The 21728-nt window shown below is 38.3% G+C and carries 24 protein-coding genes and 1 rRNA gene; 18 read left to right on the top strand and 7 right to left on the bottom strand.

Annotated elements, in window-relative coordinates:
- The first annotated feature begins 152 nt into the window (after positions 1 to 152).
- From J678_RS14125 to secF, 6 genes are all read left to right on the top strand, one after another.
- Entirely contained in the window at positions 153 to 1181 is a 1029-nt protein-coding gene (locus J678_RS14125; protein ID WP_031955804.1) for a hypothetical protein, read from the top strand.
- Between the two features lie 84 nt (positions 1182 to 1265).
- Positions 1266 to 1835 (top strand): LemA family protein, encoded by a 570-nt coding sequence (locus J678_RS14120; RefSeq protein WP_031953341.1) that lies wholly within the window; start codon positions 1266 to 1268, stop codon positions 1833 to 1835.
- Positions 1836 to 2078: 243 nt separating this feature from the next.
- Positions 2079 to 3212, top strand: a complete 1134-nt coding sequence (tgt, locus tag J678_RS14115; RefSeq protein WP_000667232.1) for a tRNA guanosine(34) transglycosylase Tgt — start codon at positions 2079 to 2081, stop codon at positions 3210 to 3212.
- Between the two features lie 98 nt (positions 3213 to 3310).
- A complete protein-coding gene (gene yajC, locus J678_RS14110) occupies positions 3311 to 3640 on the top strand; it encodes a preprotein translocase subunit YajC (protein WP_000051669.1) in 330 nt (109 codons plus the stop codon).
- Positions 3641 to 3691: 51 nt separating this feature from the next.
- Positions 3692 to 5593: a protein translocase subunit SecD gene (gene secD, locus J678_RS14105; RefSeq protein ID WP_004711928.1), complete on the top strand. Its 1902-nt coding sequence runs from the start codon at positions 3692 to 3694 to the stop codon at positions 5591 to 5593.
- A gap of 8 nt (positions 5594 to 5601) precedes the next feature.
- Positions 5602 to 6567, top strand: a complete 966-nt coding sequence (gene secF / locus J678_RS14100) for a protein translocase subunit SecF (protein WP_006580293.1) — start codon at positions 5602 to 5604, stop codon at positions 6565 to 6567.
- A gap of 65 nt (positions 6568 to 6632) precedes the next feature.
- On the opposite strand, the gene coaBC is transcribed toward secF, so the two are convergent.
- Positions 6633 to 7886 (bottom strand): bifunctional phosphopantothenoylcysteine decarboxylase/phosphopantothenate--cysteine ligase CoaBC, encoded by a 1254-nt coding sequence (gene coaBC / locus J678_RS14095; protein WP_004711924.1) that lies wholly within the window; start codon positions 7884 to 7886, stop codon positions 6633 to 6635.
- A 100-nt stretch (positions 7887 to 7986) separates the two neighbouring features.
- Here coaBC and radC point away from each other — a divergent pair, with 100 nt between their 5' ends.
- Together radC and J678_RS14085 are read left to right on the top strand one after the other, a co-directional pair.
- Positions 7987 to 8703: a RadC family protein gene (gene radC, locus J678_RS14090; RefSeq protein WP_079377338.1), complete on the top strand. Its 717-nt coding sequence runs from the start codon at positions 7987 to 7989 to the stop codon at positions 8701 to 8703.
- Positions 8704 to 8768: 65 nt separating this feature from the next.
- A complete protein-coding gene (locus tag J678_RS14085; protein ID WP_004711921.1) occupies positions 8769 to 9680 on the top strand; it encodes a bestrophin family protein in 912 nt (303 codons plus the stop codon).
- Between the two features lie 7 nt (positions 9681 to 9687).
- On the opposite strand, the gene J678_RS14080 is transcribed toward J678_RS14085, so the two are convergent.
- Entirely contained in the window at positions 9688 to 10539 is an 852-nt protein-coding gene (locus J678_RS14080) for a PHP domain-containing protein (protein WP_031955806.1), read from the bottom strand.
- A gap of 44 nt (positions 10540 to 10583) precedes the next feature.
- On the opposite strand from J678_RS14080, the gene J678_RS14075 reads away from it, so the two are divergent.
- From J678_RS14075 to mnmC, 4 genes are read left to right on the top strand one after another with little or no spacing between them, the layout of a single operon-like run.
- The gene (locus J678_RS14075; RefSeq protein WP_002051143.1) at positions 10584 to 11198 is read left to right on the top strand and encodes a septation protein IspZ; all 615 of its coding nucleotides are present in this window, start codon (positions 10584 to 10586) and stop codon (positions 11196 to 11198) included.
- 34 nt (positions 11199 to 11232) lie between these two features.
- Positions 11233 to 11535 carry a YciI family protein gene (locus J678_RS14070; RefSeq protein WP_031955807.1) on the top strand — a complete coding sequence of 101 codons (303 nt, stop codon included), beginning with the start codon at positions 11233 to 11235 and terminating at the stop codon, positions 11533 to 11535.
- A 4-nt stretch (positions 11536 to 11539) separates the two neighbouring features.
- On the top strand, positions 11540 to 12019 hold the full coding sequence (locus J678_RS14065; protein ID WP_017394169.1) for a hypothetical protein: 480 nt from the start codon (positions 11540 to 11542) through the stop codon (positions 12017 to 12019).
- Positions 12020 to 12042: 23 nt separating this feature from the next.
- Positions 12043 to 13914, top strand: coding sequence for an FAD-dependent 5-carboxymethylaminomethyl-2-thiouridine(34) oxidoreductase MnmC (gene mnmC, locus J678_RS14060; protein ID WP_031955808.1), 1872 nt, complete (start codon positions 12043 to 12045; stop codon positions 13912 to 13914).
- A 51-nt stretch (positions 13915 to 13965) separates the two neighbouring features.
- On the opposite strand, the gene J678_RS14055 is transcribed toward mnmC, so the two are convergent.
- A complete protein-coding gene (locus J678_RS14055; RefSeq protein ID WP_002051246.1) occupies positions 13966 to 14280 on the bottom strand; it encodes a rhodanese-like domain-containing protein in 315 nt (104 codons plus the stop codon).
- Between the two features lie 91 nt (positions 14281 to 14371).
- On the opposite strand from J678_RS14055, the gene J678_RS14050 reads away from it, so the two are divergent.
- From J678_RS14050 to J678_RS14040, 3 genes are all read left to right on the top strand, one after another.
- The gene (locus J678_RS14050; RefSeq protein ID WP_006580288.1) at positions 14372 to 14860 is read left to right on the top strand and encodes a YajQ family cyclic di-GMP-binding protein; all 489 of its coding nucleotides are present in this window, start codon (positions 14372 to 14374) and stop codon (positions 14858 to 14860) included.
- A 35-nt stretch (positions 14861 to 14895) separates the two neighbouring features.
- Positions 14896 to 15390, top strand: a complete 495-nt coding sequence (locus J678_RS14045; RefSeq protein ID WP_004711916.1) for a DUF4442 domain-containing protein — start codon at positions 14896 to 14898, stop codon at positions 15388 to 15390.
- A 75-nt stretch (positions 15391 to 15465) separates the two neighbouring features.
- On the top strand, positions 15466 to 15972 hold the full coding sequence (locus tag J678_RS14040; protein ID WP_031955809.1) for an ester cyclase: 507 nt from the start codon (positions 15466 to 15468) through the stop codon (positions 15970 to 15972).
- A 66-nt stretch (positions 15973 to 16038) separates the two neighbouring features.
- Here J678_RS14040 and J678_RS14035 read toward each other — a convergent pair whose 3' ends face one another.
- The 3 genes from J678_RS14035 to J678_RS14025 are packed head-to-tail and all read right to left on the bottom strand — an operon-like array spanning position 16039 to position 17791.
- Positions 16039 to 16455: an acyl-CoA thioesterase gene (locus J678_RS14035; RefSeq protein WP_002051216.1), complete on the bottom strand. Its 417-nt coding sequence runs from the start codon at positions 16453 to 16455 to the stop codon at positions 16039 to 16041.
- A 1-nt stretch (position 16456) separates the two neighbouring features.
- The gene (gene trxC, locus J678_RS14030) at positions 16457 to 16894 is read right to left on the bottom strand and encodes a thioredoxin TrxC (protein WP_002051446.1); all 438 of its coding nucleotides are present in this window, start codon (positions 16892 to 16894) and stop codon (positions 16457 to 16459) included.
- Complete coding sequence (locus J678_RS14025) at positions 16895 to 17791, bottom strand: alpha/beta hydrolase (protein WP_004711915.1); 897 nt, start codon at positions 17789 to 17791, stop codon at positions 16895 to 16897. It abuts the gene before it with no gap.
- A 192-nt stretch (positions 17792 to 17983) separates the two neighbouring features.
- Between J678_RS14025 and J678_RS14020 the strand changes: the two genes are divergently transcribed.
- The 3 genes from J678_RS14020 to J678_RS14010 all read left to right on the top strand — a co-directional run bounded on the left by J678_RS14020 (position 17984) and on the right by J678_RS14010 (position 21334).
- Complete coding sequence (locus J678_RS14020) at positions 17984 to 18319, top strand: TIGR01244 family sulfur transferase (RefSeq protein ID WP_002051574.1); 336 nt, start codon at positions 17984 to 17986, stop codon at positions 18317 to 18319.
- 362 nt (positions 18320 to 18681) lie between these two features.
- A complete protein-coding gene (locus J678_RS14015; protein WP_031955812.1) occupies positions 18682 to 19878 on the top strand; it encodes a hypothetical protein in 1197 nt (398 codons plus the stop codon).
- 82 nt (positions 19879 to 19960) lie between these two features.
- Entirely contained in the window at positions 19961 to 21334 is a 1374-nt protein-coding gene (locus J678_RS14010) for a dihydrolipoyl dehydrogenase (protein WP_031955813.1), read from the top strand.
- 156 nt (positions 21335 to 21490) lie between these two features.
- Here the strand turns inward: J678_RS14010 and rrf are convergent.
- Positions 21491 to 21605, bottom strand: a 5S ribosomal RNA gene (gene rrf / locus J678_RS14005).
- Between the last annotated feature and the right edge of the window lie 123 nt (positions 21606 to 21728).

The raw sequence follows: 21728 nt of genomic DNA, 5'->3' as shown, positions 1-21728 counted from the left end.
AATTAAAGCTGGGTTAAATCTTATTAATTAATTTGAGGTTTAACCCAGCATCTATAATTAAAATAAAAATAGTCTTGGTATTTCTATTTATCTCTTTCAATTTAAAGGATAATCTAGGTTTAGCACTTTATGATAATCATCTCATTACCTTCATGCCAATTGATACCGTACAACAAGCACTTCATATAAGACGTAAAAAAAATACACAGGTCTTTCGTAATATTGCTCGACTTTGGGACGCGGGACAAAAGTCACAAACAGATCAAGAACTCTTAAACGCATTACATCCATGGCGTGAAGATCATAACCTGCGTTTTGTTAATGTATTACCGCATTTGTTAGGTATTTGCAGTATTACGACTTTATTATTTGGATACTTTCTTCATCCTCATATTCAATATATTTGGAGTCTGTTATGGGCATTTTTAACGGGTTTTCTGGCCTATTTGCTCTATGAACCGCAAAAACCTCTAGCCGAAGTCATTCACTATTTAGAAAAGCGTATGACTGCTTTACGTTATGGCTTACAGTTTCAATACTTACCCGCTTATCTTCCAATTCAAGCCCAACCCATTTTAGTCTTGAGCAGACTAAAACAATATTTTCCATTGTTTAATCGAGGCAATGAAGCGAATGAAATTACAGAGTTTGCTTCAGTGACATGGAATGATGGCATTACAAATCATCAAGTCCTGCTATTTAAATACCACTATGTAAATAATTTACCTATTCTTCAAGATCAAAACAGCGATAAAAAAATAGTAAAAGAGATTCATAAAGACTTATGGGGTGCTTTTATTTTTCAGATGCCAGCCTTAGGTATTGCTGTAAGTAATCAACGTTCTCGCTTTTTTGCACCCTACTTAAGCGAATGGCAAAGTACTGATATTCTGATTAACCAAAAGCTCAATATCTTCGGTACTGACCAGCACCAGTTAGCTAAAGAAATTAGTCCAAGTTTAACTTTAAAACTTCATGATTTTTTTCAACATTTTACCGGTGATTTAATTTATCATCATGAAGAGCAAATATTATGTTATCTCGGTGAGCAAGATCTTTTTCAAACCACCAGCAAACGTAGTGAAATTCATGATATTCCAGCATTACGTGGACATTTACGTACCATGACTATGCCGCAATATGAAAAATTTCAGCAATTCATGCTTAATTTAATTAAATAAATCTCTCGTAGTGCCGAACTGGCAACTTATTAAAAATAAGAAGTTAAAAGGTTCAATGAGAGAATAAAAATAAGAGGAGTGAAAATGAAAGGCTTATTCATTTTCTTGGGGATATTCGTTGTACTGATTGCCTGGGGCATCCACATTCGTAACAACATTGTGCGTTATTTTAACGCAACCAAACGCGCTTGGGCTGAGGTTGCAAATTTCGAACGCCAAAAAGTAAAAACACTTGAAGCATTAGAAACTACTCTCAATCAATATACTCAGTTCGAGAAGTCGACTCTAGAAAAAGTGACTGCCTTACGTCAGCAAATTCTCAGTTTAAATGTCGATCATACTGATATTGCTCAATTACAGCAGATTGAAAAAATGAGCAAAGAGCTGATCCGCAGCCTAAATGTTATAGTTGAAAACTATCCTGAATTAAAAGCAGATACGCTCTATAGTAAAATGATGGATGATATTCAGGAACAAAACGAAAATGTTGGCGCTGCAATCAGCATTTTTAACCGCAATGTCGAAGTATTTAACAACCAGATTGAAGTATTTCCAAATAATCTGATTAATACGATGACTTTATCTAAAAAAGCAATTCGTCCTTTTCGCGATAATTTGGCTACAGACAATTTTGACTACAAACCTAACTTTTAGTCTTAATAAAAAAGTGGCCATTCAATCGGGAAATTGACCTATTTTATAGCCAGCTACATTTAGTAGTAGAACTACGTCGCAGAATCAAGGAAAATAGCCCTCTTATTTTTAGGGCTATTTGTGTTTTTAAATTGGTCTTCCTGTTTAAAAACTCCTCATATTACAGCCCCTATTTAGCAGCGAACTGTTTTTTCGCCCTTGCACTGCCCTGCGGCATTGCTTGCTATTGTTCAGGATTTTTAGATGAAGTTTGAAAAATTAGGTCAGTCGGGTCGTGCCCGTCGTGGTCGTTTAACTTTAGAACATGGTGTTGTTGAAACACCTGTTTTTATGCCAGTGGGGACTTACGGTACAGTCAAAGGCATGTTGCCACGTGATATCGAAGATATTCAGGCACAAATTATTTTAGGTAATACTTTCCATTTATATTTGCGTCCGGGCCTTGAAGTAATCAAGCAACACGGCGGATTACATGACTTTATTAAATGGAATAAGCCAATTTTAACTGACTCTGGCGGCTTCCAAGTATTTAGTCTTGGCGCTATGCGTAAAATTAAGGAAGAAGGTGTTACTTTCCGCTCTCCGATTGATGGTTCAAAAGTGTTTTTATCGCCTGAAATTTCAATGGAAATTCAGCATGTATTGAACTCTGACATCGTCATGATTTTTGATGAATGTACGCCTTATCCTGCAACACATGAAGAAGCACAAAAATCATTACAGCTTTCTTTGCGCTGGGCAAAACGTTGTAAAACGCATCACCATGATGAGCTTAAAAATAAAAATGCCTTATTCGGCATTATTCAGGGCGGTATGTATGAAGACTTACGTGATGAGTCTTTAAATGGCCTTCTTGAAGTTGGTTTCGATGGTTATGCAATTGGCGGTTTATCTGTAGGCGAACCAAAAGAAGAGATGATCAAAGTTTTAGATTATCTTCCAAACAAAATGCCACATGATAAACCACGCTACTTAATGGGCGTAGGTAAACCAGAAGATATCGTTGAAGCGGTGCGCCGTGGTGTCGATATGTTTGACTGCGTAATGCCAACACGTAATGCACGTAATGGTCATTATTTTGTCACTGATGGTCTGGTACGTATTCGTAATAGTAAATATCGCCATGACCAAGGACCACTTGACCCACACTGCGATTGCTACACATGTAAGAACTTTACCCGTGCTTATCTGTTCCACCTTGAAAAATGTGGAGAGATGTTGGCGTCTATGCTCGGTACTATTCATAACTTACGTTATTACCAACGTTTAACTGAAGGTATGCGTGACGCATTAGATAATGGCACTTTTGATGAATTTGTTCAGGACTTTTATGCCCGCCGTGGATTAGAAGTTCCACCTTGCCCTGTCGATGAATAAGTGAGATTTGCGCTCAACCTCAAGACAAGGTAAATTGCAAAACGAATTAGGATTATGTCAGATATCTGACTCATATTTTTTAACTTTAGGAAATTAAAATGAGCTTGTTCATTTCTACTGCACATGCAGCTCCAGCAGCAGCCCAAAGCCCTGGTCTTTTGCCAAACATTTTGATGATTGTTGTATTCGTTGCAATCTTCTATTTCTTAATCTGGCGCCCTCAAGCAAAACGCGCAAAAGAACACCGTTCTTTAATCGAAAGCTTAGGTGTAGGTAGCGAAGTTGTTTTTGCTGGCGGTTTAATGGGCAAAGTAACCAAACTTGAAGGTGACTATGCGGTTGTTGAACTTAACCGTGGTGTAGAAGTAAAAATTCAGCGTGCCAGCGTAATTTCTGTATTACCTGAAGGCACTCTAAATAACCTTTAATCATAAAACAGTCGTGCTTTAGCACGGCTTTTTCATTTAAGAAGAAAGCGAATGCGTTACCCTGCATGGAAATATTTACTGATTCTGGTTGTTCTGGTAGTCAGTACATTATACGCACTGCCTAGTCTATATCCGGATGAGCCCGCAGTTCAAATTTCCGGTGCCAAAGCTGGTACCCAAATTGATCAAAGTGTGGTGCAAAAAGCAGAGCAAATTTTAAAAACAGCAAATATTGCAAGCCACGATAATACTTTTACAAATAATGCTGCTCTCTTGCGTGTCAGCTCTTCTGAAGCGCAGTTAAAAGCAAAAGAAGTATTACGCCGTGACTTAGGTGATCAATACGTTGTTGCCCTAAACCTTGCACCAACTACACCAGAATGGTTGCAAAAAATTGGGGCTAAACCAATGAAACTTGGTTTGGACTTACGTGGTGGTGTTCACTTCTTGCTAGAAGTAGATATGGACAAAGCCATTTCCCAACGTATGGAAACCTCTGCAACTGATTTGCGTCGTCAGTTCCGTGAAAACAAAATTAAATTTAACAACCTTGCGTTAAATAATAATGTGATCACTGTTCAATTTGCTGACAATGCTGATCGTGATGCAGCAATGGATTTTTTACGCCGTAATGGTAATGAATATACCCAACAGGCATTAGCGAGCGCGACAGGTTCGACCTTAAAACTCACTTATACTGATGTACGTCGTCAAGAAATTCAGGCATATGCAGTCAATCAGAACTTAACAACACTACGTAACCGTATTAACGAACTTGGTGTTGCAGAAGCATTAGTACAAAGTCAGGGTAGCAACCGTATTGTCGTTGAATTACCGGGTGTTCAAGATACAGCAGAAGCTAAACGCGTTTTAGGACGTACTGCTAACCTCGAATTCCGTTTGGTATCTGACTTAAATGATCAATATATTGACCCATATACGGGTAAATATAACGGTCAACCTTTACCTCCGGGTACAGAAGTTTTCGCTTATCAATCTTTAGATAGCGGTCGTCAACTTCTGTTGCAACGTAACCGTATCTTGACTGGTGAACGTGTTCAAAATGCAAGTTCTGGCTTTAGCCAAGACTCTGGCGGTGCCGAAGTAAATATTACGCTCGACAGTGCTGGTGGTAAGCTCATGTCAGATGCAACCCGTAATGCTGTTGGTAAACGCATGGCGGTATTGTTCATCGAAAACAAGCAAAAGATTAGTTACGTTACAGATCCAAAAACTGGTGCTCAAACAGAAGTTCGTACACCATATACCGAATCTGTCGTCATTAATGCTGCAACAGTTCAAGCTGTTTTAGGTTCAACTTTCCGTATTACCGGTTTAAGTTCACCTCAAGAAGCATCTGAACTTGCATTGATGCTACGCGCTGGTGCTTTAGCTGCGCCAATGTACTTCGTTGAAGAACGTGTGGTGGGGCCAAGCCTTGGTCAAGAAAACATTGATAAAGGTGTACTCTCAACTCAAATCGGTTTCTTGCTCGTTGCAATCTGGATGGTCGTGTTCTTCCGCGTATTCGGCTTGATTGCGAACTTTGCACTTGTATTTAACTTGGCAATGATTTTAACCGTTATGTCTTGGATAGGGGCTTCACTCACCTTACCGGGTATTGCTGGTATCGTTATTACTATTGGTATGGCAGTCGATGCCAACGTACTGATATGTGAGCGTATTCGAGAAGAAATGCTCTGGGGTGCCTCACCCAAACAGGCCATTGTGGCAGGTTATGATCGAGCCTATAACACGATCTTTGACTCGAACTTAACTACGTTCCTCGTTGCATTCATTCTGTTTGCAATTGGTACAGGTCCGATTAAAGGTTTCGCCGTAACATTAATGATTGGTATCGTATGTTCGATGTTTACTGCAATTACAGTAACACGCGCAATTGTACAAATCATTTATGGCAAACGCCGTAATTTGAAAAAGTTGAGCATTTAAGGAGATCTATGATGACTAAAGTGACTCAACAGCCTTCAAAACAATATGGTCGTCCGGATGATGCAAAAATCATCCCGTTTATGAAGATTGCTAAACCAGCAGCAATCTTCTCGATCCTTATTACTTTAGCGAGTATTTTCTTTATCGCGACTAAAGGTCTTAACTTAGGTTTGGACTTTACAGGCGGTGTTTCTGCCGAACTTAACTATGCGCAACCAGCAAATCAGTCTGAAGTTATTCAGGCTCTCGACAAAGCTGGTTTTAAAGATGCCGTAGTACAAACGCTAGGTAGTAATAAAGACTTACTCGTGCGTATGCCGGTACAAGAAGTTAAGGTTGAAGATCTTAATAACGCGATCACCAAAGCTGTGCAATTACCAAATAACGCTGCCGAAGTTCATAAAGTGGACTCTGTAGGCGGTCAAGTGGGTAATGAGCTTTATGTTCGTTCAGCTGGAGCGGTTGCTCTTGCACTTATCTTAATGTTGATCTACGTGACCATTCGCTTTGAGTTTAAACTCGCGATGGGTGCTGTAATGTCTTTATTCCATGACATCATCATCATTATTGGTGCTTTTGCATTATTCCAATGGCCATTTGACCTTACAGTTTTAGCTGCTGTACTCGCGGTGATTGGTTTCTCGCTTAACGATAACATCGTGGTATCAGACCGTATACGTGAAAACTTCCGTAAAATTCGCGGCGCGACTCCACGTGAAATCGTGGATATTGCCTTAACTGAGACTTTACGTCGTACTATTCATACCTCAATGACATTATTGCTTGTAGTACTTGCAATGATGTTCTTAGGCGGTGATGGCTTACACTGGTTCTCTGTTGCAATGTTTGTAGGTGTCTTTGTCGGTACTTATTCTTCGATTTATATCGGTACAGCATTTGCATTGTGGCGTGGTCTTAACCGTCAGGACTTTATCGTTCAGGTTAAACCTGAATTTGAAGATGAAATTCCTTGATTGTCTAAATAAGACTATTAAAAAAACCGCGATTTATTCGCGGTTTTTTTTATTTGGTGCAAAAATTATTTACGGCGTAATGCATCCGAAATTGCTTCAACCAATTGTTGAGAAATTTCTTGCTTCGATGCTTTTTCTAACTCACGCTTTTTCATATGGTAGCTTTGGGCAAAGAAAACAGTCATCGCATTTTCATCCGAAGCAAAACCAATATCAGCACGAGAAACATCGTTACACGCAATCATATCTAGTTTTTTAGCAACCAGTTTACCCGCTGCATATTCTTCAACATTTTGCGTTTCGGCAGCAAAACCCACCATAAATGGACGTTTTTCCTGAGCGGCAATAGTTGCCACAATATCCGGATTTTTTACAAGGGAAACATTCAGCTCATCCCCTGCTTTCTTAATCTTGTGCTCAGCCACTTCAGCAACGCGATAATCAGCTACTGCCGCTGTAGCAATGAAAATGTCACATCCGGTCTCAAGTGAACTCATGCTGACATCTAACATTTGTCGTGCAGATGCAACATTTACACGTTGAACACCATTTGGCGTATCTAAACTTACAGGACCAGCAATTAAAGTCACTTTTGCGCCCGCCGCATAACATGCAGCCGCTAAAGCAAAGCCCATTTTTCCAGTACTATGGTTTGAAATATAACGAACAGGATCAATCGCTTCACGTGTTGGTCCAGCAGTAATCACAACTCGCTTACCAGCCAACAAACCAAATTTTTCAGCAATCGCACGTTGGGCTTGATGGAAATACCCCGCCACTTGCCTTGCAATTTCTTCCGGTTCTGGCATACGACCTAAACCAACATCTCCACAAGCCTGTTCACCTGAATCTGGCATAATCACATGTACGCCATCTTCAACCAGAGTTTGCAAATTACGCTGGGTTGCTTTTGCAGCCCACATTTGCTGGTTCATTGCTGGTGCAACCCACACAGGTGCTTTAGTTGCTAAAAATAAAGTACTCAGTAAGTCATCTGCCAAACCATTAGCAAACTTAGCCAGCGTGTCACAGCTTGCCGGAGCAACCAGTAACAAATCAGCCCAACGAGCCAATTCAATATGGCCCATTCCAGCTTCAGCTTCTGGGTCTAAAAGCTCGGTATGTACAGGATTTCCAGAAAGAGCCTGAAACGTTAGAGGGGTAATAAATGCTTGAGCTCCGTGTGTCATCACAACCCGAACGTCAAAACCATAATCTTTAAGACGACGGACCAAAATGGCACTCTTATAGGCAGCAATCCCACCTGTAACAGCTAAAACAATGTTTTTATGAGGAATAACACTTAAATCAAAGCTCACGAACAGGATACCTTTCTGTTGCAGTGGCGCTCACAATAGCATTAAATACGCGCAGACCCAAGATTGATTGGGCAAACAAAATAAATTTTTAAGCAGAATATTGCTGGGGAATATGAATACTTCTATTAAAAATTGGCCAGAACAAGAACGGCCAAGAGAACGGTTATTACAACAAGGCCCTCAAAGTCTCTCTGACTCTGAATTACTCGCGATCTTTCTTCGCTCAGGTTCACGTCAACATTCGGCTGTTGAACTCGCCCGCTTACTGATTCAACAATTCGGAAGCCTCAATGCTGTTTTCGATGCTTCTTTCAATGAATTAGCTCAATTTAATGGTATTGGAGCTACGAAGTATTCCCAATTATTGGCCGTAAAAGAACTTGGACGGCGTTATCTCGACTATCATTTTAGTCAAACTGAACTAAGCCTTCATTCATCTCATTTAGTTCTAGATTATCTGCGTTATGAGTTAAAAGGTGAAAAACAGGAAGTCTTTGCGGTACTTTGCTTAGATGCCGAACTACGAAAATTGCATTTTAAAAAGTTATTTTTTGGTTCAGTTCAACACTGCGCCGTTTCAGTGAATCAAACCTTACGATATGCCTTACAACAGCACGCTTGCCAATTGGTAATAGCTCATAACCACCCATTTGGTTCCGCACAGCCCTCTCTCGAAGATATTAAACTCACAGAGCAACTTGAACAGGCCTGTCAGCTTTTAGAAATTCGTCTACTGGACCATTTTATTATCTCGCCAGAAGGTAGCTTTTCATTTGCTGAACAACAACTGCTCAACCCTACTTCAATAGCCGTTTAATGATATTGACAAAGCATCACTAAGCTTAGAATATCAAAAACAAAAATAGCGACGTTTAAAATAAAATGATTGTTCGTGAACAGCCCAGTATTTTTAAAGTTTTATTCTCTTGGCGAGGGACGATATTACCAAAAATTTTGCCCTCTTTAGGGGTGGTAATGCTGATTTCGGCAATCATTGGTGGGGTTGAATATATTAATCTCTACCGTTTTCCAGAAATTCCTTTAGTTGGCTTCACTTTAATTGGCGTCGTACTTTCTATTTTTTTAGGCTTTAAAAATACGGCGTGTTATGACCGCTGGTGGGAAGCACGGAAACTATGGGGTGTACTCATTGCGACTTCACGTCACTTTGACCGCGACTGTCGTATTTTAACTCAAGCCCGTCGTGAACGAGTCATTCATCACGTTATTGTGTTTGCAAATGTGTTACGTGACCGTTTACGCCGCCAAACGGCCAACCCAACCGAATTAATACAAACCAGTGGTATGAGTCAACAAGCATTGACTCAGCTATACCAACAAAATAATGCGCCGCAATATACGCTCAGTCTTATTCAATGGGAGTTATTACAAGCGCTTAAAGAAGGTGAAATCTCAGATATTATTTATGCTCAAATGAATAAAAATGTTGCAGATTTAAGTGTTGTACAGACTGGCTGTGACCGTATTGCAAATACTCCTATTCCTTTTGCTTATTCAGTCTTGCTCAACCGCACTGTTTACTTTTTCTGTTTTATGTTGCCATTTAGCTTAGGTTCTTTGCTTGGCTTAGCAACCCCTTTACTAGTTGGAATTTTGGCATATACCTTCTTAGGTCTAGATGCCCTAAGCTCTGAAATTGAAGAACCTTTTGGTACTCAAAGTAATGATTTACCATTAGATGCAATGGTACGTAGTATTGAAATTGAACTTTTAGGAACGCTGGGTAAACCAACACCTCCTCCAATTCAAGCTCAAGATAACAACCTACTCTAGGACATTATTAGAGAAAACGTTCCCAAATACCCAACTGATCACTCTTTGGCTTAGGCGTATTACCTAATTTAATCCATGGCATATTTTCACCATGAAAATCACTGCCAATTGAAACCGCCAGATGATGCTGATCAATCATACGATCAATCATTTGGCGAGTAGATAAAGGATCTACAGACGGCGGCAACTCTACGGCGTCGCCACCACAACTCGCAAATAACTCAATCAAATAGCGTGTATTAGTTGCAGATAAATCATAACGAGTTGGATGAGCTAAAACTGCCAAGCCTTTACTATTATGAATAACCTCTATCGTTTCTTTTAAGCCCAAGCCTTCAAACTTTACAAAGGCACGCTTACCTTCTTTTAAAAAACGGTCAAAAGCTTGTTGAGGACGACTTACTACATTCTTTTCAACTAAGGTTTTGGCGATGTGTGTTCTGGTAATACGGTCTGGTTGATTTTCAACTTTATCAAGCACATCCTGATAAATATCAAAGCCAATACACTTTTTTAATAGTTCACAAATAACTTCTGCTCTTTGTGCTCTAATTCTTTTTTGTTGTTCTAATGCTTCCAAAATTGGTGCTTCATCTTGCATGTTTAAAGCCACAATATGCACGCCATAGCTTTTTTTTGTGCTTGGTCTAGACCATTGGCTTGAGATCTCAACACCAGAAATAATTTTTAAATCATGGGCTTGCGCTGCTTTCTTTGCACGCTGTAAGCCATCCATTGTATCGTGATCAGTAAGCGCCAAGGTATGCAGCTTCACATCCACAGCAGCTTGCACCAGCAATTCCGGAGACAAAGTTCCATCAGAAATATTGCTATGTGTATGTAAATCTATGCCTTGCATCTTTTATACTATGCCATTCACCAAACCTGATCAGATACTCTAACATGAAAGCACTTCTGGACTTTGTTCCATTAATTATTTTCTTCTATTTATATAAAACTGTTGATCCTGCGAATGCTCATCACCCGTTGCTAAAATTGATCGGTTCCGCTGGCGGTGTAAATAACAATAATATTCTGGTCGCTACAACAGGCTTAATTATTTCAATGCTTATCGTGTATGGTGCTTTGTTCATCATTCAAAAATTCCGCCTAGATAAACAGCAGTGGATTGTACTGTTTATGACTGTTATTTTTGGTGGCATTACACTCATGTTAAGCGATGATTTTTATATTCGTTTAAAAGCTGCAATTTTGAACTTAGTATTTGCTGGTGCTTTCTTAGTTTCACCTTGGTTTGGTAAGGAACGTAAACCTCTCATTAAACGTTTATTTGATCCAATTTTAGAGCTAAGTGAAAAAGGTTGGAAAAATTTAAATTTCGCTTGGGCAGCTATGTTTGTCGTCATGTCCGGTTTACATATCTTCTTCGCGTTTTTATTTCATGGCGGAAAATATTGGGGTGAATTTACGGCATTTGGTGACATGATCGTCATGTTTTCATTTATCATTATTCAGTTCATTATTTTACGCAAACATTTTAAGTCAACAGATGCTTAATGTGATTTCGGTTTGATTATAGAGATACGATGACATGCCTTTTTTTGTTCTAAGCTGTACCGATAACGAAGGAACTCTAGAGAAACGTTTAGCAGTACGCCCTCAACATATCGAACGTTTACAAAAACTTGATGATGAAGGTCGTCTTGTTGCCGCTGGAGCTATGCCAAAAGATCCGAATGATCCACAGGCTGGTTTTTACGGTAGTACTATGATTGTAGAGTTTGATAGCCGTGAAGCTTTAGATGAATGGTTAAAAGAAGAACCATTTTTGAAAGAAGGCATTTATCACCATATTGATGTCAAACCGTTTAATAAAGCATTTCCAAAAGGGTAAACGCATGCAGTTTGCAACCAAAAGCTTTCTTGGCTTGTGTTTGATATGTTCAACTGCTGGAGCAGTTGAACCTGCTGCGACGCCAGCAACACCACCCACTGTGCCTTCAACTCAGGCGCCTAAACCAGCGCCTACTTCTGCAACTGTAGCCAAACCGACCGCTACAACGGCGGCAGCTACAGCACAGCCGCTTACCGCAGAACAAATCGCAAAAAATAAGCAGCAGCAAGATGCAAAAATCAAAGCTTTAGTTCAAGATCAGGCATCTCGTCTTAAACAGCTAGAACATGCAAATCTTGAAGCACTTGCACAAAACCAAGAGTTACAGCTAAAGAACGATAACTTGTCTGTTCAGGTACAAGTTTTACAAAGTGAACGTAGTGCTCAAATGTTCTTATATGGCGCAGTAACACTAGCAGGCGGCGTACTACTTGGTTTCTTTATCGCTAGTTATGTTTACACCAAACGTCGTCGTCAGTGGTAATTCTAAGCGACTTATTAAACCGAATGAACAAATCAAACCGTATACAAACTGCTGAGCTGGATTGGGAATCTATTGATGGTATTGAGGTTCCCATTTCCAAACAATTTGGTGATGTCTATTTTTCTAAAGATAATGGTCTGCTCGAAACAAGACATGTATTTTTAAATGGCAATGACCTATCAGAACGATTAGCTAATTTACAAAACTTTGAATATTTTAGTGTAGGAGAAACCGGGTTTGGTACCGGTTTAAATATTCTTGCACTCTGGCAGCTTTGGCAGCAGGTCCGTCCCAATAACCACAGCCATTTACATGCAATTAGCGTAGAAAAATTTCCTTTAAGTAAAGCAGATCTCATCCGTGCACTCGATGTATGGGATGAACTTAAGCCACTTGCGAAACAACTTATTGAACAATATCCCTTGCCTATTGCAGGTTGCCATCGTTTAAATTTTCCAGAAGAACGTTTTAGCATCGATCTATGTCTAGGAGATGCGCAAGATATTTTTCCAAGTATGGTAAAAACGAAAGCAGTAAATGCTTGGTTCCTAGATGGTTTTGCACCTTCATGCAATCCAGACATGTGGGAGCAAAATGTTTTAAACAATATTGTACGTCTTTCTGACTATGGCACTACCTTTGCGTCATTTAGTGTAGCTGGTGTTCTCAAACGTGGGCTAAAGGCTCATGGAATTGATATTTCACGTCCTCGCGGTTTCGGTCATAAACGTGAAATGCTTAAAGCAGTTTGGGAAGCACCTTTAAGTGAAGACACTGCACTAGAACCAGATAACCATACTTTCAATTTTACACAGCAGCATATCGCCGTCATTGGCGCAGGGATTGCTGGTTTAAGCACAGCTTGGGCATTTGCCGAACGTGGGCATCAAGTTACCCTATTCGAGCGTACAGCGCCTTTAGCAGGGGCTTCTGGCAACCCTTTAGCACTGCTCAATCCTAAATTATGCCCAATTGAACAAAGTCATGAACATCTAATGACTTTAAGCTGGCAACATGCGTTGAATTTCTATAAAAACTTTCAAGCATTTCGCCCAATTCAAATACAGCAAATGGCATTAAAAAATGCCCAAGATCTTCTCGATCTTGCAGACCAATATCCTGCGGATATTGTTACGCATCAAGCCAGCTCATTAGAATCGGACTATCCACACATTTTATTGACTGAAGCAGGAGCGGTTTCTCCACATCAACTACGTGATGAAATTTTGCAGCATTCAAGTATTGAGTTAAAAATTGCCAATATCACAGCACTTATTTCTTTTGAAAATAAAGTTCAATTAAAGAATGATAATGAAATCATTGCAGAGGCAGACCATGTTGTGGTGTGCTGTGCCCGAGAAAGTGCCGCTTTATTTGAGAACTATCCCCCTTTAAAGCCAATACGTGGACAAGTAAGCTGGGTTGATAATTCTTTTGGACCTCTTCCTTTACACGAAGCGTATAGCTATGGCGGCTATTGCATGCAGCTTGACTCTTCTCAACTTATTCTAGGGGCATCTTTCTATCCAAACCGAGAAGATCAAGAAGTACAGCTTGACGATCATGTGCATAACTTTGAATTAATCCACAGTGTCTTCCCTACTTATGCAAAACAATTACCACCTGTAGAACAATGGCAAGGTCGAGCAGCTGTGCGTGCTCAAAGTCCAGATTATTTCCCACTTGTAGGCAAAATGCAGAGTGAAAGCCGTATTTCTACCTTTGCAGGTCTAGGTTCAAAAGGTTTTTTATTTGCACCGCTTTGCAGTGAAATACTTGTAGCCCAAATTTTAGGTGAGACTTGTCCTGTTCCAAAAAGCCTATTAAAGAAATTAAGTGCCGAGCGCTTTCAAAAGAAAGTTAAACCGAAAAAACCTTATTTCCAATCTCAATAGTGCACTTGAGAAAATTTTGTTCCAATAAAAAAGCACCCGAAGGTGCTTTTTTTATGCGCCCTGCTCTAGAGGTAAACCTGCATCACGAGCTGCACGCGTCCCCCCCATCAGCACGACATATTCACGCGAGGCATCTAAGTCTTCTAGTTTCTCAGCTGCACGAGGAGCTTTGCTACCACCACCACATAAAATATAAATCGGCTGATCCGCAGCGACCTGGTTCAAAATATCAGCATTTAAATCATTAATCGGGCGACTTACCGCACCTTTAACATGCCCTTCTGCATAAGCACTTGAATCACGGACATCCCAGATAACAGCGTTTTCTGGGAACTCAAATGTTGTAATTTCTTGTTTACGGATCATTGTGCACTCCTTTGATGTAAACAACACTTGGCAAATGAAGAAAACCCTCTTAGCATCTCAAATATTCTTTCACTTTGTAAAGGTCTAAACTATGCCTTCTTTCGATATTGTTTCTGAATTAGAGTTATTTGAAGTTAATCATGCGGTTCAAAACACACAAAAAGAGATTGCAACACGCTTTGACTTCCGTGGTCACGATGTTTCTATCGAATTAAATGAAAAAAATAAAGAGATTAAAATCAGCACAGAAAGTGATTTCCAGTGTGAACAAGTTTATAACATGTTAGAAAATCATTTTTATAAACGTAAAATTGATGTGCAGGCACTTGATCCACAAAAAGCTGCTGCGTCAGGTAAAAATTTTGTACAAGTCATTAAGCTTAAAGATGGTCTTGACTCTGATACAGCAAAAAAAATTAATAAAGCCATTAAAGAAAGCGGCATTAAAGTGCAATCTTCTATTCAAGGCGACAAAATCCGTGTGACCGATAAAAAACGTGACACTTTGCAACAAGTCATGACTTTTTTACGTGAACAACAATTCGGTGTGCCATTACAGTTTAATAACTTTAAAGATTAATATCTTTTAGCGACATTCAAAGTTAAGGTAATCCCATGTCTCAATCCAATCGACTATTAAAACTGGTAAAAGCAACTTCAAAATTTCCTAAAGGTGTTCGAAGTACGCTTTGGAGCAAGGCATTTGGCCGTATTGTGCCAATGGTGGGTACAGCAAATATTCGCTATCTAGAAGTAGATGTAAACCATGTAACTGTTCGCTTAGAGAACCAGAAAAACATGCAGAATCATATTAAAGGTGTACATGCAGCAGCAATGGCACTTTTAGCAGAGACTGCAACAGGTTTTTTAACGGGTTTACATATTCCAGATAACCGCATTTTATTAATCAAATCATTACATGTTGATTATTTAAAAGTTGTTGAAGGTGGTTTGACAGCAACAGCGACTCTCTCTGCAGAACAGCAAAAATATATTGCTGATCATGAGAAAGGTGAACTTATTATTCCGGTTACCGTTATTGATGATGCGGGTAATGAACCGATTCAATGTCAAATGCTGTGGGCATGGTTACCTAAACGTAAGAAATGATAACTAATCTAAAATATTTTTAGATTGATATTTACCTCAAGATATAAAACTATAACTTTATATCTTGAGGTCACAATGAAAAAAATACTGATCCTATCCTCGTTATTTACCAGTTTTATATTTACAGCTGTGACGACTCACGCTGCCGAACCCACAAATAAAACCAATAAAATTGTTCAAACAAAAACTGAGTCAATCGGTAAAATAAGTGCCCAAAATAAAAAAATAGTAGTCGACTTTTATGAAGGTGTCTTTTTAAAACATCAAGTTAAAGAATATGCCGACCGTTATATTGGTCATCAATATATCCAACACAATCCCAACGTTCCTGATGGGAAGGCTCCTTTCGTGAATTTCTTTACTGAGAAATTCCAAAAAAATCCACAAGCAAAAAATGAAATTAAGCGCGCAATCGCTGAAGGTAATCTGGTGGTTTTACACGTCCACTCTACGGAAAATGACAAAGATAGAGGCAGAGCAATTGTTGATATTTTCCGTGTAGAAAATGGAAAAATTGTAGAGCACTGGGATGTTATACAAAACATTCCCGAACAAAGTAAAAACTCTAATACAATGTTTTAGTTTTAAAAATTAAATTATTTAGAGAAAAATTAAAGCCTGAATACTGATATTCAGGCTTTAAATGTTTTATTGAGTTTCTAAAAACTTCTGCTTCGCTTCTTCAGGAATTTGACGCTTATTACCTTTTACATCAACAGCAACAAAGGTGAACACCCCTTCGGTAATACGAATTGGAGCACGAGAATCATCATGACTATCCCAAACTTCAATTTGCATTTGAATAGAGGTATTACCTACTTTTAAGATTTTGGTATAGCAGCTAATCACAAAGCCTACTTTTACCGGAACCAAAAAGGTCATCTGATTAATGGAAATCGTGGCACAACGTCCACGACTAAAACGCTCAGCGTGAATTGCTCCAGCCAAGTCCATTTGTGACACGATCCACCCACCAAACACATCACCGCTCCAGTTTGTATCTGCTGGCATGGCAATCGTTTGTAAGGATAAAATTCCTTCTGGTTTGGTATAAGCTTCTGACACCTTAGCTCCCGAAATTCGTTTGAAGTTGTTGATCTAGCCACTGCTGCAATTCAGGAGCACGTAATGCGCCGCTCATTCGAGCAACTTCTGTGGTTTTATTCATTAATACAAGGGTAGGAATACTTCTCACATTAAATGCTTGGCTTAAGCGAGGAGATTCTTCAGTATTAATCTTGGCAAAAATAACACGTGGATTCTGTTTTGCTACTTGCGCAAAATGTGGCGCCATCATTTTACAAGGTCCGCACCATTCTGCCCATAAATCTATCAAAATAGGTAGATCACTATTCGTGATATAGTTACTAAAGTTTTGTTCATTTAACTCAATCGGTGCAAGCGGAAGTAATGGCTGATGGCATTGGCCACAACTCGGTTGCGCACTAAGTTTTTCCTCTGGAACTCTATTTTTTGCACCACACGATGCACATACAATAATCATTTACATCACTCCTATATGCTGATGTAAAAATTCTAATTGGGTCGTCACTGCTTTTTCAAACCATGCGCCGTGATAGATATCAAAATGTTTCATATCCCACTCATGATAACTCACAAAAGGAGCAATATTGGTCGCAGCTTCACGACTAGACTCAATTGGAATTAAAGAATCATGCTGAGCAGCAATAAATAAAACTGGGATATTAATCTGACGGACGAGTTGAATTGGACGGTAACGCATCAAATTAAAAAAAACACGCGCAGGGACTTCGCCACTCCAATAATAATCTGGATTCACAATCGACAAATATCCATAGTAACTATCTGCTGTTGGCATAAAACATAATTTAAATTGGTCAACAACAGGTAATCTCTTGGGATTAAGGCCCATCTTAGAGCCCATATAATCTTGGCTCGACAATTTTAAAGCTTGGGGATAACGCTGTAATGGATATAGTTTTGCTGTTTCAGCACCGTCTACATATGGAATTTGTACCATAATGGCCTGAATATTTTTTAATTCAGAAGCTAGGCTTAAAGCATATCCACCACTTAAAGATGTTCCCCACAATACAATCCGTCTATTATCGATAAGCTTACAGGTGGAGGCGTATTGAATTATGGTCTTCCAATCCTCTAATTGAGAATTGATAGAAATCATTTCTCGGGGCTTACCTGTACTCCCACCCCAATATCGATAATCAAATAAAATCACAGCATAGCCTGCCTGTGCAAAACGCTGTGCATATTGGATAAGCTTGAATTGACGCAATCCGGCAAAACCATGTGCCATGATAATTACCGCAGATTTATTATTTGTTTTTGGAATATAAAAGTCAGCTGCGATCATTTCCTGATCACATGGAACATATAAAGGCTCAACCGTATAAGCGTGCATATGTGCTCCGTGGCATTATGGTCGAAGTAATGAATTTACAAAAAACATCCTGATCGCCTTTTAAAAATCTATAGTTGTTCTTTTACATAACTTTTATCTATGTAGGAACAACGTTTTAGTGTCTTGTATCTCAGGTTAAGCTTAATGCTATGATACAGCATAAGAGGTTTTATTAAATTTTGGAGTGACGAAATGTCAGATAATGTTGGTTTCGCAGGTCAAATTGGTCCAGAACATGTAGATCAAGTTGTAGAAAAAGGTTTTAAATCTATTATTAATAACCGTCCGGATATGGAAGGCGGTCCAGAACAACCAACAAGCGCTCAAATTGAAGAAGCAGCACGTCAGGCAGGACTAGATTACGTTTACCAACCTGTAGTTGCAGGTCAAATTACTGAGCTTGATGTCCGTACTTTTGCAAATCACTATAATGAACTTCCAAAACCTGTTCTCATGTTTTGCCGAACAGGAAATCGTTCAAACAATCTTTATCAATTAGCAAAGCAAATGGATTTATTAGACGATTAAGTTATTGAATGAGCCAACGACAAGCTCTATTTTTCCTTAAAAGTAGAGCTTTTATTAATAAAAAGAATATATATAACTGTATCAATTCAACATATATATAAATAATTTTCAGCTAAAGTATTCAAATCACATTAAATTTCTCAGTTCTCTTATGAATAAACTTATATTTTTATTGGTCAGTTGTCTTATTCTTAGTGCATGCTCATCTATGCAGGTCCGACCTACCGTAGGTGTTAGTATGGGAACAAGTATCTAATACAAACTTCTTAATATAAATATCGTGAGCAACCTCATGAAATATATGTTATTTTATAAAACTAAAAATTATTTTAAATAACATATCATTTTATATGGGGATAATGATGAAACTTACTCAAGGGGTATGTGGGGTTACTTTAGCTGTTTTTTTATCAGCTTGTGGTGGGGGAGGTAGTGGAGGCTATTATGATCAAAGTTCAAGTTCTGATTCAACAACAACGCCAAATACACCTTCAAAAAATCAGGAACTTGCTACTTCTGTTTTAAATAGTGTAAAGCAAGAAGGAAAATATTTATTTGGTGCCTATGATCTTAATGATGAAAATTTATCAAAAGGTTATATCGATCATGCATTAGATACTTTCGCACAAGGACCTTTAAAGTTAACTCTCGATATTAGAAAAGTAGATCTCACTAAATTTTCAGATCACTATCGTGACAAATGTTTTATTAATAGTACTACAGACTATCGCGCCTGCTACGTTTTTAAAGGGGAAGAAATAAAATCATTACTTACAGGTTATAATGATTGGGATTTTGATATTACAGCAGATGATTTAAAGAATATTAAACTCGCGTCTGACAATATCTCTCCAAATCTACAGGATTATCAATCTAATACCAGAATTTATATTTTTGAAAATGAAAATAAGGATAAAAATTTCCAAGATGTAACTATTACTGGAGCTTTTGCATATCCATTCCAACAATCATGGGGACTTCAACAAACCAAACAAAAGAGATTTGTATTAATTAACTCAACGACAAGCGATTATAAAATTACCACAACGACTACTGTTCAAGATCCACAAACAGGTCAACCAACTGAAAAAGAAGTCACTACAGGTGCAATGAGCGTATATAAAGATAATACATCAACTGATGGTGATCTATATGTAATTCAAGGGGGATCTGGTTTTAACGTACTTATCAATGATAACCCTAATGTTCCTTACGCAGAACCAATTTCATTTGTTGTAAATTCGACTCCTGGGAATACGAATAATGCAACATATCAAGTGAAACTCAATGGTAATCAAGTATTGAGTTTACCAAGTATTACTGGTATTGAAGGAAGTCGCGTTGAGAATCAATCTCCAACAACGAATACACAGAAATTTAATGGTAGCATCTATCTGGAAGGACAAAATATTTTCACTTTTAAACAGTCTTCGAATGGAACTATATTAAATTTCAAACATGTAATTAATAGTATAAATATTGAAGGACAGTCTATTAATCAAAATGGAACTGTTTCAACTGCTTTAAAATCACCTTTTGAGCAAAAATTTACATTTTAAAGCTAAATAATTAGAACTAAACCCTCTGTTCAAGAGGGTTTTTCTATATATTCTAAATATCTATTAGCATAGCTTAATCACAATGTTCGATATAATTATCATTGGCGCAGGTACTGCTGGTATTAGCGCATATAAAGAGGCTGTTAAACATACCAATAATATTTTAATTATCAATGATGGGCCATGGAATACAACTTGCGCACGTGTAGGGTGTATGCCAAGTAAAGTCCTCATCTCTACAGCAAATCGTATGCATGACCTCCAAAATGCTCAAGAAGTTGGGTTAAATGCTTCTGTAGACATTAATACTGATCAGGTTATGGAACATGTAAGAAACTTACGTGACCGTTTTACAAAGGCGACTCTCAAAGATGTAGACCAATGGCCAACTGAACATAAAATTTCAGGTAAAGCCCATTTTATTGATTCAGAAACTATTGAAGTAAATGGTAAACATTATCAATCAAAAAGCTTTATTCTGGCAGTTGGTTCCACTCCTAATTATGATCAAACATGGAAACAAGAATTAGGTGATCGCCTTATTACCACAGACCAAATATTTGAATTAGATACTCTACCTAAATCTCTTGCCGTTATTGGAAGTGGAGTAATTGCTCTTGAGATCGCACAAGCTATGCATCGATTAGGCGTGGAAACAACTATATTTGCTCGTAGTAAAAGAATTGGAATATTTACTAGCTCTAAATTACAGCAACTTGCTCAAGAAGAGTTAAGCAAAGAATTAAACTTTTTATTTGAGACATTACCAGCCGAAGTTAAGTCTACTTCTGGTGGCGTTATATTAAATTATAGAATCAATGGAGAAGAAAAGTCTCTTCAAACTGAGTATGTGCTATCCGCGACAGGTCGTTCAAGCTTATTAGATAACTTAAAACTAGAGAATATTGATAAATCATTTCAGGATATTAAGTTATTGCCTATAAATGCGAAAACAAAACAGCTAGATAACTATCCAATTTTTATTGCTGGGGACGCTTATACTTCAACGCCATTACAGCATGAAGCTGCACATGAAGGTAAAAAAGTTGTTTATAACTGTTTGAATTATCCACAGGTTAATTCAGTTAAGACTCTTACTCCATTAGGCATAGTATTTAGTCATCCAGAAATGGCAATTGTGGGACAAAGTTATAAACAACTAAAAGACAATGGAATAGATTTTGTCACAGGTGAAGCATCTTACGAAAGACAAGGAAGAGCTATTGTTCTTGGAAAAAATAAAGGAGCTATTGAAGTTTATATAGAACGAAAAAGCCATAAACTACTTGGTGCCGAGTTATTTACTGAGGCGACAGAACATATGGCTCATCTCTTAAGTTGGATCATTGGTGAAGAATTAACTTTAAATGATATTTTAGAGAAACCTTTTTATCATCCAACTCTTGAAGAAGGTCTACGCACTGCCCTTAAACATGCACGCAGGCAATTAAAATAATTATTCTTATAAGGTTTTTCTTAATTAAAGTTAACTCTCTATATCTCTGAAGCAGGGCAACCGTGTAAATCTGATTTTTAGTTATGTGTTTTCACTTTATTTCGCGCAATAAAAAACACCCCGACCTCTTTTGAGATTGGGGTGTTTGGAATAATGAGCTGGCGATGACTTACTCTCACATGGGTAACCCCACACTACCATCAGCGCTAAGAGGTTTCACTTCTGAGTTCGGGAAGGGATCAGGTGGTTCACTCTTGCTATGGTCGCCAGCACAACTGTTATGGATACTTGCTTTGGTCTTATTGACTGCCGAAGCGTTTTCCAAATCTTTACAGATTGGGCTGATTGAATCTGACTGTGTTCATTTTATCTAGTGAAATAACTAAATCAAGTT

It is taken from the genome of Acinetobacter sp. 1424608 (assembly GCF_000588255.1).
Classification (GTDB): Bacteria; Pseudomonadota; Gammaproteobacteria; order Pseudomonadales; family Moraxellaceae; genus Acinetobacter; species Acinetobacter nosocomialis.
This window is presented reverse-complemented; position numbering and strand designations above follow the sequence as displayed.